This window comes from Ruegeria sp. CL6 (assembly GCF_056536465.1).
This window is the reverse complement of record NZ_JBQFPR010000005.1, coordinates 323,407-337,471: the sequence shown is the minus strand read 5'-3', so window position 1 is coordinate 337,471 and position 14,065 is coordinate 323,407. Positions and strand designations below refer to the sequence as shown.

The 14,065-nt window shown below is 57.0% G+C and carries 13 protein-coding genes; 6 read left to right on the top strand and 7 right to left on the bottom strand.

What is annotated here, in order from left to right; translation table 11 throughout:
- Position 1 precedes the first annotated feature (1 nt).
- Genes ACR0LH_RS16105 through ACR0LH_RS16090 form a run of 4 tightly spaced genes read left to right on the top strand, consistent with a single transcriptional unit; the run spans position 2 to position 4,255 of the window.
- Entirely contained in the window at positions 2 to 1,114 is a 1,113-nt protein-coding gene (locus ACR0LH_RS16105) for a fumarylacetoacetate hydrolase family protein (protein WP_170417066.1), read from the top strand.
- Positions 1,115 to 1,127: 13 nt separating this feature from the next.
- Positions 1,128 to 2,630 (top strand): aldehyde dehydrogenase (NADP(+)), encoded by a 1,503-nt coding sequence (locus ACR0LH_RS16100; RefSeq protein ID WP_170417068.1) that lies wholly within the window; start codon positions 1,128 to 1,130, stop codon positions 2,628 to 2,630.
- A gap of 8 nt (positions 2,631 to 2,638) precedes the next feature.
- Positions 2,639 to 3,394 carry an SDR family oxidoreductase gene (locus ACR0LH_RS16095; protein ID WP_170417069.1) on the top strand — a complete coding sequence of 252 codons (756 nt, stop codon included), beginning with the start codon at positions 2,639 to 2,641 and terminating at the stop codon, positions 3,392 to 3,394.
- 18 nt (positions 3,395 to 3,412) lie between these two features.
- The gene (locus ACR0LH_RS16090) at positions 3,413 to 4,255 is read left to right on the top strand and encodes a fumarylacetoacetate hydrolase family protein (protein WP_480721665.1); all 843 of its coding nucleotides are present in this window, start codon (positions 3,413 to 3,415) and stop codon (positions 4,253 to 4,255) included.
- 114 nt (positions 4,256 to 4,369) lie between these two features.
- Here the strand turns inward: ACR0LH_RS16090 and ACR0LH_RS16085 are convergent, their stop codons facing one another.
- Positions 4,370 to 5,377 carry a GlxA family transcriptional regulator gene (locus ACR0LH_RS16085; protein ID WP_170486195.1) on the bottom strand — a complete coding sequence of 336 codons (1,008 nt, stop codon included), beginning with the start codon at positions 5,375 to 5,377 and terminating at the stop codon, positions 4,370 to 4,372.
- A 151-nt stretch (positions 5,378 to 5,528) separates the two neighbouring features.
- On the opposite strand from ACR0LH_RS16085, the gene ACR0LH_RS16080 reads away from it, so the two are divergent.
- Complete coding sequence (locus ACR0LH_RS16080; RefSeq protein ID WP_170417075.1) at positions 5,529 to 6,206, top strand: GntR family transcriptional regulator; 678 nt, start codon at positions 5,529 to 5,531, stop codon at positions 6,204 to 6,206.
- A 9-nt stretch (positions 6,207 to 6,215) separates the two neighbouring features.
- On the opposite strand, the gene ACR0LH_RS16075 is transcribed toward ACR0LH_RS16080, so the two are convergent.
- From ACR0LH_RS16075 to ACR0LH_RS16050, 6 genes are all read right to left on the bottom strand, one after another.
- Entirely contained in the window at positions 6,216 to 7,172 is a 957-nt protein-coding gene (locus ACR0LH_RS16075) for a dipeptide ABC transporter ATP-binding protein (RefSeq protein WP_170486196.1), read from the bottom strand.
- A complete protein-coding gene (locus tag ACR0LH_RS16070) occupies positions 7,169 to 8,146 on the bottom strand; it encodes an ABC transporter ATP-binding protein (protein WP_170417079.1) in 978 nt (325 codons plus the stop codon). Before ACR0LH_RS16070 ends, ACR0LH_RS16075 begins: the two co-directional genes overlap by 4 nt.
- Positions 8,147 to 8,150: 4 nt before the next feature.
- On the bottom strand, positions 8,151 to 9,053 hold the full coding sequence (locus tag ACR0LH_RS16065; protein ID WP_170417081.1) for an ABC transporter permease subunit: 903 nt from the start codon (positions 9,051 to 9,053) through the stop codon (positions 8,151 to 8,153).
- On the bottom strand, positions 9,053 to 10,060 hold the full coding sequence (locus ACR0LH_RS16060; RefSeq protein WP_170389381.1) for an ABC transporter permease subunit: 1,008 nt from the start codon (positions 10,058 to 10,060) through the stop codon (positions 9,053 to 9,055). Before ACR0LH_RS16060 ends, ACR0LH_RS16065 begins: the two co-directional genes overlap by 1 nt.
- Entirely contained in the window at positions 10,060 to 11,154 is a 1,095-nt protein-coding gene (locus ACR0LH_RS16055) for a M24 family metallopeptidase (protein WP_170417083.1), read from the bottom strand. Before ACR0LH_RS16055 ends, ACR0LH_RS16060 begins: the two co-directional genes overlap by 1 nt.
- 69 nt (positions 11,155 to 11,223) lie before the next feature.
- Positions 11,224 to 12,807, bottom strand: coding sequence for an ABC transporter substrate-binding protein (locus ACR0LH_RS16050; RefSeq protein WP_170417085.1), 1,584 nt, complete (start codon positions 12,805 to 12,807; stop codon positions 11,224 to 11,226).
- A gap of 490 nt (positions 12,808 to 13,297) precedes the next feature.
- On the opposite strand from ACR0LH_RS16050, the gene ACR0LH_RS16045 reads away from it, so the two are divergent.
- On the top strand, positions 13,298 to 14,059 hold the full coding sequence (locus tag ACR0LH_RS16045; protein WP_170417087.1) for an HAD-IIB family hydrolase: 762 nt from the start codon (positions 13,298 to 13,300) through the stop codon (positions 14,057 to 14,059).
- Positions 14,060 to 14,065: the final 6 nt, after the last annotated feature.

The window sequence follows — 14,065 nt, the reverse complement described above, 5'->3', positions numbered from 1 at the left end:
AATGATTTTTCCTAATTTGGACAGTGAAGGTCTATGGCTGGGGCGTGTGGAACGCCCGGGGATTGGTCCGGCTGTGGTGACAATTCGAGACGGTCAAGTATTTGACATTACGTCGAAAACCGCGCCGACCGTAAGGGACGTTCTGGAGCGGGGCGATGCGGCGAACTATGTCCGCTCGGTGCCCGGCGTTGCAATCGGAACTTTGGACTCAGGGCATCAATGGTTGGCGCCTTGCGATTTGCAAGCGGTCAAAGCCTGCGGAGTCACGTTCGCAGGTTCCATGGTCGAGCGTGTAATCGAAGAGCAAGCCGCAGGTGACCCCGCCAAGGCCGATGCCATTCGTGATCGCATAGGCACTCGCATCGGAGAAAGCCTGTCCTGTATCGTGCCGGGTTCCGAAGATGCCGCGAAGGTCAAAGAGGCGCTGATCGCGGAAGGGCTGTGGAGTCAGTACCTTGAAGTCGGCATCGGCCCCGACGCCGAGGTGTTTTCAAAAGCACAGGTGTTGTCGTCCGTGGGCCATGGTGCGGATGTCGGCCTGCATCCGATTTCGACGTGGAACAACCCCGAACCCGAGGTCGTTCTGGCCGTGACTTCGCAGGGCGAGATCAAGGGTGCGACGCTAGGCAACGACGTCAATTTGCGCGATGTCGAGGGACGGTCGGCGCTCCTTCTCAGCAAGGCCAAGGACAACAATGCGTCATGCGCGATCGGCCCGATGATCCGGCTGTTCGACGACCGGTTCTCGCTGGACGATGTCCGGGACACAGATTTGACCCTGACCGTGACCGGCGAGGACGGGTTTGTGCTGAACGGCCAATCTTCGATGTCGCAGATCAGCCGTGACCCTGCTGATCTGGTTCGCCAGACTATTGGGCGTCATCACCAGTATCCTGACGGGCTTATGCTGTTTCTCGGAACGCTTTTTGCCCCCACACAGGATCGCGATACACCCGGCGGAGGCTTTACTCACAAGCTGGGCGATATCGTCACAATTTCAAACGACAAACTCGGCGCGTTGACCAACACGGTTCGCCTGTCGACAGAATGTCCTGAATGGCGTTTCGGGGCATCTCATCTGATGCGAAATCTGGCCGAACGTGGCCTACTGTAGGAAAGACCGATAAATGCTGAGTGGAAAACACTTGATTGCCGGGGAATGGACCGGCGGGGGCAAGACGTTTCAATCAACCCCGGCGCACGGACCGGGTCACAGTTTTGCCAGCGGAACCCCCGCGGATGTGGATGCCGCAGTGAAGGCCGCCGAAGATGCCTTTGTGACTTACGGATGGTCCACACGGACTGAACGCGCGGCGTTTTTGCGCCAAATTGCCGATGAGATCGATCTGCGCGGTGATGCCATAACCGCGATCGGCTGCCGGGAAACCGGCCTGCCCGAGGCGCGTTTGCAGGGCGAGCGCGGTCGAACTGTCGGCCAGCTAAGGCTGTTTGCCGACCACATTGAGCAGGGCGAATATCTCGACCAGCGCCATGATCCCGCTTTGCCGGATCGCGCGCCCTTACCTCGGCCGGACCTCCGCATGATCCAACGACCGCTCGGCCCGGTTGCTGTGTTCGGTGCGTCCAACTTCCCGCTCGCCTTTTCGGTGGCCGGTGGTGATACGGCTTCGGCTTTGGCCGCAGGCTGCCCTGTGGTCGTTAAGGGCCATCCGGCGCATCCCGGCACCGGGGAAATCGTTGCGCAAGCCATTGATGCCGCGATCCGCGCAACGGGGGTTCCGGCGGGCACATTCTCGTTGATTCAAAGCGACGGTATCGAAGTCGGTTCTGCACTTGCTCAACACCCCTTGATCCGAGCGGTCGGCTTCACCGGGTCGCTGCAAGCAGGCCGCGCCTTGTTTGACCTTTGCGCCGCGCGCCCCGAGCCCATTCCCTTTTTCGGAGAGCTTGGATCTGTCAATCCGATGTTCCTGCTTCCGCAAGCAATGGCGGCAAGGGGTGCGGACGTTGGTACAGGGTGGGCTGGCTCGTTGACAATGGGCGCGGGGCAATTCTGCACCAATCCCGGTATTGCCGTTGTCATCGACGGACCAGATGCGGATGCGTTTCAGACGGCAGCGCAGGACGCGCTGAACCAAATCTCCGGGCAGGTGATGCTGACAGAGGGCATCTCGCAGGCGTATCGCGCCGGTGTCTCGCAAATTGCGGATCAGGCGGGTGTTACGCAGGTCGTGACCAACGACAGCGAACCACGCAGTGCCGCGCCAAACCTTTTTGTGGTTTCGGGTGACGACTGGATGGACAACCCGGTCCTTCACCAAGAGGTTTTTGGGCCAATGGGGATTGTCCTGCGAGTCCGTGACGATGATCAAATGCTTCAGATCGCCAACGCGGTCGAAGGGCAGTTGACCTGCACCCTGCATATGGACGATGGCGATAAAACTCTGGCCCGTAAACTTGTTGCAGTGCTCGAGCGAAAGGCAGGGCGGCTGCTTGCCAACGGCTTCCCGACCGGCGTCGAAGTCTGTGACAGTATGGTGCATGGCGGCCCCTACCCTGCATCAACCAATTTCGGCGCAACCTCGGTCGGCACATTGTCGATCCGGCGCTTCCTGCGTCCGGTTTGCTATCAGGACATCCCGGCAGAACTTCTGACCGAGCAAGCGTGAGGTACGTCATGACAGATTCACATTCCAACGGTCGCCTTGCCGGAAAAACGGCTCTTATTACCGCTGCGGGTCAGGGTATAGGTCGTGCCACGGCCGAGCTGTTTGCGGCAGAAGGCGCCAACGTTATCGCCAGTGACATCAATGACACCGCTCTGGCCGAACTGAATGATCTGAAAGGTGTGACTGCGTTGAAGCTGGACGTAACGGATGCAAACGCCGTTCAATCAGTAGCGGCGGGCCTGCCGTCTCTGGATATTCTGTTTAACTGTGCCGGATTTGTGGCCAGCGGTTCGATCCTTGAATGTGAAGAAAAGGACTGGGATTTCAGCTTTGATCTGAACGTCAAAGCCATGTACCGGCTGATCCGTCTGGTCCTGCCGGGTATGCTGCAAAACGGTGGCGGATCGATCATCAACATGTCTTCGGTCGCGTCGTCCATAAAGGGTGTTCCGAACCGGTTCGCCTATTGCGCGTCCAAGGCTGCCGTGATCGGCCTGACAAAATCTGTTGCCGCCGATTTTGTGACACAAGGAATTCGCTGCAACGCTATCTGCCCGGGAACGGTCGACAGCCCCAGCCTGCATGACCGCCTGAGGGCGACCGGCGACTATGAAAAGGCAATGACCGACTTCATCGCGCGTCAACCCATGGGGCGCATTGGAACGGCGGACGAAATTGCGGAACTTGCGCTGTATTTGGCCAGTGACGCCAGCAAATACACCTCGGGACAACCGTTTTCCATTGATGGCGGTTGGACCATCTGAACCGAAAAGGAACTAGAAATGAAGCTGCTAAGGCATGGTCCCGCAGGCGCGGAGAAACCCGGAATTCTCGACGATGATGGAACGATCCGTGATCTGTCGGGCGTTGTTGATGATATCTCGGGCGCGGTCCTGAGCGACGGGGGTCTTTCCTCACTGCGCGCATTGGACTTGGCGACGTTACCGGCCGTTGGTGCGGATACCCGTATCGGCGCCTGTGTGGGTCAGGTCGGCAAGTTCATTTGCATCGGTCTGAACTACGCTGACCACGCTGCTGAAAGTGGAATGGAATTGCCGGCCGAACCGGTGATCTTTTTCAAGGCAACCTCAGCGATCATCGGCCCGAATGACACCGTGGAAATTCCGCGAGGTTCGCGCAAGACCGATTGGGAAGTTGAGCTGGGTGTCGTCATCGGGACAGAGGCGAAATACGTGTCCGAGGCCGAAGCAATGAACCACGTGGCGGGCTATTGTGTGGTCAACGACCTGTCCGAGAGGGACTTTCAGCTCCATCGCTCGGGGCAATGGGTCAAAGGCAAGTCGGCAGACACGTTTGGGCCGATCGGTCCCTGGCTGGTGACGCGGGACGAAGTGAGTGATCCGCAAAAACTGCCAATGTATCTTGAGGTTAACGGCCACCGGTATCAGGACGGCTCGACCGAAACGATGCATTTCGGCGTCGCTACAGTCGTGTCACACCTGTCGCAGTTCATGTCGTTGCAGCCGGGGGATGTTATCTCGACAGGGACACCTCCGGGTGTTGGTATGGGGCAAACACCGCAAACCTATCTTAAATCCGGTGATACGATGGAACTTGGGATCGAAGGATTGGGCGTACAGCGACAGGCTGTCATTCAAGGATAGGCCCGCCCCTGCCCTATAGCCGTTGCATGGTCCCGGTTCAAAAGGCGCTCCGGGACCATGTTTTTCACCTACCGCGGCCTTGATCGCTCGCACAGAGGTCGCCGTCTTTGAGAGCTAGTGAGACCACGACCGCCGAAAATTATGCGGAGAAATTTTGTAGCGCGCTCGGAAATGGACCGAAAGCCTGTCAGCGCTGGTGAACCCGGACGCAAAGGCTATTTCCGCGACGCTGAGATCGGTTTCATTCAAAAGCGCGAAAGCGCGATCCAGTCTTAAATCGTTGTAAAACCGACCCGGCGACATATTGGCATGCTGCCTGAAAAGGCGTTCCATATGTCGGCGCGACAGTGATGCTTGGTCGGCAACCGCCTCAAGGCTGAGCGGAGTTTCAATGTTGTCGCGCATGATCTGAACGGCTTCGATCAGTTTCGCGTTCCGGGTGCCAAGCAATGGCGAGACAGGCGAAACCTGCTTGCTGCCGCTTTCACCTACACGACGGTGCAGACACATCTCGGACACACTTACCGCCAGAGCGTTTCCGAACAGTTCCTCGATGACTTCCAACATCATGTCCGTACTGGCATGTCCTCCGCCGCAGGTGCGTAATTTGCCATCAATCTCGTACAGGTTTTGCGTTGGTTCCATTGACGCAAAGTTCTCGCAGAACCCGGGTCGATTTTCCCAATGGACGGTAAACCGTTTGTCTCCGATCAAGCCAGCCTTGGCCAATGCAAAAGCGCCAGTGCAGATGCCGCCGAAATCACAGCCATGCGCCTTTTGCTTGCGTATCCAGTTCAGGACCGAGGTTTCAAACGATGACATCGGCTCAGTTCCGGAACATACGAATGTATAGGCGCCTTGTTCCAGATCGCGCATCGGCTGATCCGCTTGAATACGTATCCCGTTTGAACAGGTTACTGGTGCCCCGGTGGGTGTCAGAACATACCATTCAAACAACTGCTTTCTTGCCAATTGGTTTGAAATACGCAGCGGTTCGATTGCTGCGCTGAAAGCCAGCATTGTGGTATTGGGTAGCAGTAAAAAGTAGAACCTTTTTGGCGGCCCGTCATAGGGCACGTCTACAGAAATCGCTCCTCTGGGTAAGAAACGCTGACTGTCCATTGCCTCCTCCGTTCGTCGGGTCAAAAAGCGGTTCAATCGCCAACGCTGCGTCTTGAATACAGACTATTCTAGACAGCATATTCAAGACTCTTGGAAATAGTCACTTCATTTTGTATTTTGGATACAAATCTGTAATTCCTGAGACTGTCAAATGCCCAGAACGCGCGCGATCCCACGTCAAAGCCTGCCCGAAGTCATAACAAACGATCTGCGAGAGCGAATACTGAGCGGTGAGATGATCGAAGGGGAAACCATCCGCCAAGAGGCATTGGCCGAAGATTATGATGTATCGCGCATGCCGATCCGCGAAGCGTTGAAACGGCTTGATGCCGAGGGACTTGTCCAGTTGACCAACAATCGCGGTGCGTCCGTGACGACTCATTCCCTGTCAGAAATCGGAGAGATATTTGATCTGCGCATCCTGCTAGAGGTGGACCTGTTCAGACGATCCATTCCGCAAATGACAGATTCTGATTTCGCCACTTGTGAACAGTTGTTGGACGATATGGAGAAATCATACGAAGCCTATGACGTCGGCCGGTGGGGTAGTTTGAATTACGAGTATCACAAAGCCCTGTATGCGGCGGCGGATCGCGGGATCACCAACGAGATCCTTCAACGCGTCAACCTACAGTCTGACCGTTACGTTCGGATGCATCTCAGCGTGATGGAGCAACGTGAGCCTGCGAAGAAAGACCATCGCCTACTGCTCTCGTTGGCGCAGAAAGGCCAAGTCGATGCCGCTTGCGAATTGCTGACCAATCACATTCAGCGAACGAAGGAGCAGTTGCTGGCAATGGTTGTCGCAACCCGCCAAACCGAGGACTAGCCAGTACCATCAATCCAGTGGATGCAGACAGGCCACCTGATGCTCTTGTCCGCTCAGTTCCGGCGGAGTCGCTCGGCACGCGTCCGTCGCCAGCCAACATCTTTGTGCAAAAGCACATCCTTGCGGGATATTCATCGGTGAAGGCAACTCGCCTTCCAGCTTGATACGCTCCTTGCGGGCCTCTGGGTCCGCGCGCGGCGTTGTCGACAACAGTGCTTTTGAATACGGATGCCGGGGTGCTGCAAAAAGTTGCTCTTTCGGAGCTTTCTCAACCGCTCGACCCAAATACATGACGATCACATCGTCGGCAAAATGCTTCACCACGGACAGATCATGCGAAATGAACAGATAGGCGAGGTTCAGGCGTTCTTGCAGTTCAACCAGAAGGTTCAGGATTTGTGACTGTATTGAGACGTCCAAGGCCGAGACAGGTTCGTCCAGCACCAACACCTTAGGGTTCAGCATCAGCGCCCGCGCGATAGCGATCCGCTGCCGTTGCCCACCCGAGAACATATGCGGATAGCGGTCGTAATGCTCAGGGCGCAGGCCGACAAGCTCAATCATCTCGCGTGCGCGCGCCTCACGGTCGGCGGCGGACATATCTGGGCGGTTGATAATCAGCGGCTCTTGCAGGATCTGCCCGATGCGCTGGCGCGGATTGAGCGAGCCGTACGGATCCTGAAACACGATCTGCACAGTCTCGCGCATTTGCGCCCATTGAGACGGAGTGATTTCGACACCTTCGATGGACAGGACGCCTGCAGTGGGTTCCTCGATCATCGTGACCACCCGCGCCAGCGTGGACTTGCCGCAACCGGACTCGCCAACAATGGCAAGGGTCTTGCCTGGTTCAAGTTCAAAATCCACACCGGACAGAGCCTTGACCGTGACGGGCTTTGAAAACAGCCCGCCCTTTACTTCATAATGCCGAGCCAGCGCGCGCGCCTCTACGATGGGTGAAGTCATACCAGCTCTCCGGCGGCGATCTTTTCTACATGGTGACAGCGCGCTTTGCCAAACTCTGCGCTATGCGGCAAAGGTGGCGAGTTGCGGCAGACATCATCCGCAAATTGACAGCGCGGGCTGAACAGGCATCCCTTGGGCCGGTCGAACTGCCCCGGCACCACACCGGGAATAGTCGGCAGCATTTTTGATGTCGCCCGTTCGGGCAACGCACTCAGCAGCGCCGAGGTGTAGGGATGACGCGGAGTGCGGAACAGATCACGCACAGGCTGTTCCTCGACCTTTTGGCCCGCATATTGCACCTGAACACTTTCAGCGGTTTCGGCAACAACGCCCATATCATGGGTGATCAGGACCAGACCCATCCCCTGTTCGTCCCGCAGCCGCACCAGCAAGTCCAGAATCTGCGCCTGAATGGTTACGTCCAGCGCTGTTGTCGGTTCATCCGCGATCAACAGCTTTGGGTTGCAGGCAATAGCCATCGCTATCATCACACGCTGGTTCATCCCGCCCGACATCTGGTGCGGGAAAGTGTTCAGGCGGCTTTCGGGTGCTGGGATGCCAACCAGATCGAACAACTCAATCGCACGCTGATGGCGATCCTTGCGGTTTAGTCCCAGATGGATACGCAACGCTTCCTTGATCTGGAACCCAACGGTGAAACAGGGGTTCAGCGAGGACATCGGCTCCTGAAAGATCATGGCGATGTCCTTGCCGATGATCTTGCGGCGGTCACGGGCCGAAATTGTTGTCAGGTCGATGCCCTCAAAACTTAACTGATCGGCTGTGATCGTCGCTGTCCAAGGCAGCAGTCCCATCAAAGCCAGCATCGACACCGACTTGCCCGAGCCGCTTTCGCCGACGATCGCCATCAGCTCGCCCTTGTCGACGGATAGGTCCACCCCGTCCACGGCGCGGAACTTGCCCGAGGCGGTGGCGAATTCGACGGTGAGGTTTCGGATATCCAACAGGCTCATGTCGTCAACTCCGCTTCAGTTTCGGGTCCAGCGCGTCGCGCAGACCGTCGCCCATCAGGTTAATGGCAAGCACCGTGACAAGAATGGCAAGACCGGGGAAGGTGACCACCCACCAGGCGCGCAGAATGAACTCGCGCGCTTCGGCCAGCATGGTGCCCCATTCCGGAGTGGGCGGCTGCGCGCCCATGCCCAGAAAGCCAAGCGCAGCGGCGTCCAGAATAGCGGTTGAAAACGACAGCGCCGCCTGCACGATGATCGGAGCCAGACAGTTGGGCAGCACGGTTTTGAACATCAGCCGCGCCTTGCCTGCGCCCGCCACACGGGCCGATGTGACATAGTCCTTTTGCCGTTCGGCCAGAACCGAGGCGCGGGTCAGGCGCACGTAATGCGGCTGGAACACAATGGCGATGGCGATCATCGCGTTGGTCAGTGACGGCCCAAGGATCGCCACCAGAACCAGCGCCAGCAGCAGAGACGGAAAGGACAGGATGATATCCATCACCCGCATGATCAGCGTATCCACCCATTTCGGCGCAAAACCAGACAACAGCCCGATGATCACGCCACCCGTCACGGCCACACAGACCACGACGATGCCGACAAAGAAGGAATAGCGAGAGCCCATGATCAGCCGCGACAGCATATCCCGGCCCAGAGGGTCGGTACCCAGCGGAAAGGCCCAGCTTCCGCCCTCCTGCCAAGAGGGAGGTTGCAGAATGTGGTCGCGGAACTGCTCGGTCGGGTCATAGGGCGCCAGCAACGGTGCAAAAGCCGCGCAGAGGACGAAGGCCGCGAACACATAGAGACCGATGACAGCCCCCCGGTTTTCGCTGAAATAGAACCAGAACTCGCGCAGGGCGCTGGGGCGGTTCTCGGTTCTGGGTGCGTTTGCAGACACTTCAGTCATCACCGCCTCCGGATTTTGGGGTTGATGATGCCGTAAAGAACATCGACCAGCAGGTTTACCAGCATGACGATCACGGCGATCATGAGCAGCCCGCCCTGCACCACGGGGTAGTCGCGGCGAAAGATGCTGTCGACCATCCATTTGCCAATGCCCGGCCAGCTAAAGATCGTCTCGGTCAGGATCGCGCCTGCCAACAGAGTGCCCACAGAAAGCCCGATCACCGTGATCACCGGGATCAGAGCGTTGCGCAGCGCGTGCAGCCCGTTGATCCGTGTGGGCGAGAGTCCCTTGGCGCGGGCGGTACGAATGTAATCCTCGCCCAGCACCTCTAGCATGGCTGACCGAGTCTGACGTGCGATGACGGCAAGCGGGATAGTGCCCAAAACAATTGTCGGTAGGATCAGGTGGCGGACGGCAGAGCCAAACGCGCCTTCCTGCCCGGACAACAGGCTGTCGATCAGCATGAATCCGGTCACGCTTGGAAAGTAATACAGCAGGTCAATCCGCCCCGAGACCGGCGTCCAGCCCAGATTGCCCGAAAACACGATGATCAGCAGCAGCGCCCACCAGAAAATCGGCATCGAATAGCCAACCAATGCCGAAGACATCAGTGCCCGATCGAAAAACTTGCCTCGGTTCACCGCCGCGATCACACCTGCGGGCAGGCCCAAAGCCACCGCAAAGATCATCGCGCAGATCGACAGTTCCAGCGTGGCGGGGAACAGGGCGAAGAACTCATCCCAAACCGGTTTCTTGGTGACAAAGCTTTCGCCCAGATCACCATGCATCACGCCGACAAGGTAGTCCCAGTATTGCTGCAGAACTGGTTTATCGAAGCCCAACTTGACCACCATCTCCTGATAGCGTTCCTCGGTCATGCCGCGTTCACCAGCCATGACGATGATGGGGTCGCCCGGCAGCACCCGGATGAACATGAAGGAAATCAGTGTCACGCCCAGAAATGTCGGAACGAACATGCCAAGGCGTGTAAGTACGTAGCCAAACATCAGCGACCTATAATTGTGAGATCTTTGGGAAAACTGGTCAAAGACCGACAGCCATCCTCGGTAACAAGTACATCATCTTCGATACGAACACCAAAATTGCCCAGATCGTACAGGCCGGGCTCGTTGGTCCAGACCATGCCCGGCAAGATTTTCTGGTCGTTGCCGCGCATGATATATGGCGCTTCGTGCACGTCGCGGCCCAGACCGTGGCCGGTCTTGGTGCGTATCCGATCGGCATAGGGCGAAGCCTCTAGCACGCTGATCACCGCGTCGTCGATGTCATGGGCCGTCACGCCGGGACGGCAGGCTTTGAACCCTTCGAGATTGGCGCGCAGAACGGTATCATAGACTTCCCTTCCCTCGTCCGAGACCTCACCTACGAAGAAAGTGCGCGTGATGTCTGCGGCAAAGCCATGCTTGCGCGCTCCGAAATCAAACAGCAACGCGTCGCCGGGTTTGATTTGATAGTCCGCGCGTGCTTTGCCATGCGGTTGCGCCGAGTTATCCCCGGCGGCGACTATCGGCGCAAAAGCCAGCGAAGCTGCGCCTTCGGCAAACAGCGCCTGGACTAGCGCCTGTTCAATCTGTTTTTCGGTTTGACCGATACGGACCTCGGAAATCACCCGTTCAAGGGCGCGTTCCGAGATATTGATGGCGGCCTGCAAAGCGGCAATATCATCGTCAGTCTTGATGACCCGCAAGCCTGAAATCTCGCGTTCGGCGTCCACGATCTGCAAGTTGGGCATCGCATTGGTCAGGGCTTTGGACACAAAAACCCGCATCACTTGCCCTTCAACGGCGACCGAACTCAAAGGCATATGCTCTGCCAATGCAGCAAAGGCATTGTCATATCCCGTTTGATCCATCCAGTCGAAAACAGCTCCGTCAAAACCAACTAAGCCCCATGTTCCAAGTTCCAGATTGGGAACAATCGCGGCCGGCGTTCCTTTGGCCGGGATCACGACCACGAACGGCCGTTCGTGGCTCATGAACGGTTTTCCCAATGCGCGGGTAAAATTCGGGCCCGGCACGAGTGCAACGGCATCTACTGACATGTCCTTTGCCAGTTGACGGTATTCGGACAAATCCGGCATGAGCGCCGACCTCCCAAAATAGTAGACCAGAGCCACCGCATCGGGCAGCTCCGGCCTGTGAGTGGTGTTTTATTCGACGCTTACGCCATAGAAGATGTGACCGCCCAGCGGATGCACCTTGTAGCCTTGCACCTCATTCCGCATCGGCATGTAAACGACCGAATGCGCGATGGTGGCCCAGGGTGCCTGATCCTTGAAGATGACCTGCGCATCTTCGTACAGCTTTGTGCGCTCGGCCTGATCGGTGGTTTGCTTGGCCTGCAGGATCAGGTCTTCAAACGGCTGGTGGCACCATTGTGCGCGGTTCGAGGCTTCGCGGCCGTCGCAACCCAGCAGAACAGCGAGGAAGTTGTCCGGGTCACCATTGTCACCCGTCCAGCCCAGCAGAACGGCTCCGTCGCGGTTCAACTCTTTCGAGCGCGACAGGTATTCGCCCCATTCATATGACACGATCTCGACATCCACGCCGATCTTGGCGAAATCCGCCTGGATCAATTCGGCCATACGGCGGGCGTTCGGGTTATACGGACGCTGCACAGGCATTGCCCAGACCTTCATGGACAGGCCCGAAACACCCTCGGCCTCCAGCATCGCCTTGGCCGCTTCGGGATCATATGGATCGTCGGTGATCGCGTCGTTGTACCCCCACATGGTCGGCGGGATCGGGTTCTTGGCCGCCTGGCCCGAACCTTGGAACACGACGTCGATGATCGCTTGCTTGTCGATCGCCATGTTCAGCGCCTTGCGCACCTTTGGGTTGTCAAACGGCGCGACGGTGGTGTTGTAGGCCAGATACCCGACGTTCAGACCCTCTTGCTCCATCATGTTGATGTCGGCGTCATCCTTCATCGCCTGAATGTCGGCGGGGTTTGGATAAGGCATCACGTGGCATTCGCCCGCCTTCAGTTTTTGATAGCGAACTGATGCATCCGGTGTGATCGCAAAAATCAGGTTTTCCACATCTGCCGGTGCCTTCCAGTAGTCGGCGTTCTGGGCATAGCGGATCACAGCGTCTTTTTGATACGCCACGAATGAGAACGGACCAGTGCCAATCGGTGCTGTGTTCAACTTTTCCGGTGTCCCGGCCTCCATCATCGCATCCGCATATTCGGCAGACAGGATCGAAGCGAAATCCATCGCCATGTTTGCGACGAAAGGTGCTTCGGGCTTGGAAAGGGTGAATTTCACGGTGTAGTCATCAATTTTTTCGATCGACTCTACGAGGTCAGGCATACCCATGCCTTGGAAATATTCCCAGGTTCCGCCCGAAACCTGATTGTAGGGATGGCCCTCGTCCTTTTGGCGCATGAACGAGAAAATCACGTCATCGGCATTGAAATCGCGCGTCGGGGTGAATTCGTCGTTCGAGTGGAACTTTACGCCCTCACGCAGTTTGAATGTGTATTCCAGACCGTCATCGCTGGCCTCAACGCTTTCCGCCAACCCGGGGATGACATTGGTTGTGCCGGTCTCAAATTCCAGCAGTCTGTTGTAGATCGGATGCGAGGAGGCATCAAAAGTGGTGCCAGCCGTAAAAAGTGCGGGGTCAAAACCTTCGGGCGACCCTTCCGAGCAATACACCAATGTGTTTGCCTGAGCCGCAGCACTGGACAACGCAATCGCTGCGGTCGCTGCCAATAATCTAAGTTTCATGAGTTCCTCCCAGAAAAATTTTTTGTCGGATTTTCGCATTGCTCTCTTTGGTCAGAACATTCTTTGGCGACTTTCATCGCTGCGAAATCTGCGCCCAATGTATCCAAAATACAAAATCCATTGTCAACTCAGATCAAGACTTCAATACCGGCGGCAGCTTTCAGACAGGGCGGTCGAAATAGGGCAGGCTTTTCCTGATCTTAGTTGAAGGTTGAGACTACGGACCGCGCCTTGATGCGGCTTACGCACAAAAAATTTTGTTGTAAGACCAAGAATGCAAATCTCGAAACTGCGCCAGACATCGCTGAGTCTTTGCGTCGTCCCGTTTTAGTGCGAACTAAACTGAACGACCTTTGCTAGCACAAAGTTGCGCTTAAAAATTAGGCATACGCTTAGTATCTGACCGGAGTTTCACCACTGCGGATTTACATCCGGCCCGCCCAGACCTTTACTTTGGACCAATGAACGAACGAATTGACTACCCACTCTCATGACCACTGCCTGTCCACTGCTCGTATTCTCCGATTTGGACGGCACTTTGCTGGATCATCATGACTATAGCTGGACAGCGGCAAAACCGGGGCTGATGCGCTTGTCCGAGATCGGCGCAGGGCTTGTTCTGGCCAGCAGCAAGACAGCCGCTGAAATCACTCCTCTGCAGGACGAGCTCGGCTATGCCCATGTGCCCGCAATCATCGAAAACGGCGCGGGTGTCCTGTGGCCTGATGCGCCCGATATCGAGAGTGAGAGTTATCGTGACCTTCGCACTGCGCTTGAGCGATTGCCGGCGGGGTTTGTGGGGTTTGGTGACATGTCAGACCAGGACGTGGCAGACATAACTGGTCTTGACCTCACGCAGGCGGCCCGTGCGCGCATGCGAAAATTCAGCGAACCTGGGCTGTGGGCAACGAGCAGTGCCGAACTGGACCACTTCAAGGCAGAAGCTCTGAAGTTGGGTGTCCACGCCCGCCAGGGCGGGCGATTTCTGACGCTGTCATTCGGCAAGACCAAAGCCGACGCATTGCGCGACGTCGTTCGCAAGTTGAAACCTGCGCGCTCTATCGCGTTGGGTGACGCGCCAAATGACACAGAAATGCTGAAGGCGGCAGATCAAGGTGTTGTGGTGGCAAATCCGGACGGTCCGGGCATTCCACCTTTCCCGCCACAGATCGAAACGCGCATACTGAGAACAGAACACAGTGGTCCCCGCGGCTGGTCGGATGCAATCCTGACACTGACCGCGGACCTCTGAGAAAAC

Excerpts from the sequence above, each read along its gene's own strand:
- ACR0LH_RS16075 (WP_170486196.1), bottom strand. The coding sequence starts at position 7,172 with ATGACTTCACCCATCGTAGAGGCGCGCGCGCTGGCTCGGCATTATGAA.
- ACR0LH_RS16045 (WP_170417087.1), top strand. The coding sequence starts at position 13,298 with ATGACCACTGCCTGTCCACTGCTCGTATTCTCCGATTTGGACGGCACT.
- ACR0LH_RS16080 (WP_170417075.1), top strand. The coding sequence starts at position 5,529 with ATGCCCAGAACGCGCGCGATCCCACGTCAAAGCCTGCCCGAAGTCATA.
- ACR0LH_RS16060 (WP_170389381.1), bottom strand. The coding sequence starts at position 10,060 with ATGTTTGGCTACGTACTTACACGCCTTGGCATGTTCGTTCCGACATTT.
- ACR0LH_RS16100 (WP_170417068.1), top strand. The coding sequence starts at position 1,128 with ATGCTGAGTGGAAAACACTTGATTGCCGGGGAATGGACCGGCGGGGGC.
- ACR0LH_RS16055 (WP_170417083.1), bottom strand. The coding sequence starts at position 11,154 with ATGCCGGATTTGTCCGAATACCGTCAACTGGCAAAGGACATGTCAGTA.
- ACR0LH_RS16070 (WP_170417079.1), bottom strand. The coding sequence starts at position 8,146 with ATGAGCCTGTTGGATATCCGAAACCTCACCGTCGAATTCGCCACCGCC.
- ACR0LH_RS16090 (WP_480721665.1), top strand. The coding sequence starts at position 3,413 with ATGAAGCTGCTAAGGCATGGTCCCGCAGGCGCGGAGAAACCCGGAATT.
- ACR0LH_RS16095 (WP_170417069.1), top strand. The coding sequence starts at position 2,639 with ATGACAGATTCACATTCCAACGGTCGCCTTGCCGGAAAAACGGCTCTT.
- ACR0LH_RS16050 (WP_170417085.1), bottom strand. The coding sequence starts at position 12,807 with ATGAAACTTAGATTATTGGCAGCGACCGCAGCGATTGCGTTGTCCAGT.
- ACR0LH_RS16065 (WP_170417081.1), bottom strand. The coding sequence starts at position 9,053 with ATGACTGAAGTGTCTGCAAACGCACCCAGAACCGAGAACCGCCCCAGC.
- ACR0LH_RS16085 (WP_170486195.1), bottom strand. The coding sequence starts at position 5,377 with ATGGACAGTCAGCGTTTCTTACCCAGAGGAGCGATTTCTGTAGACGTG.
- ACR0LH_RS16105 (WP_170417066.1), top strand. The coding sequence starts at position 2 with ATGATTTTTCCTAATTTGGACAGTGAAGGTCTATGGCTGGGGCGTGTG.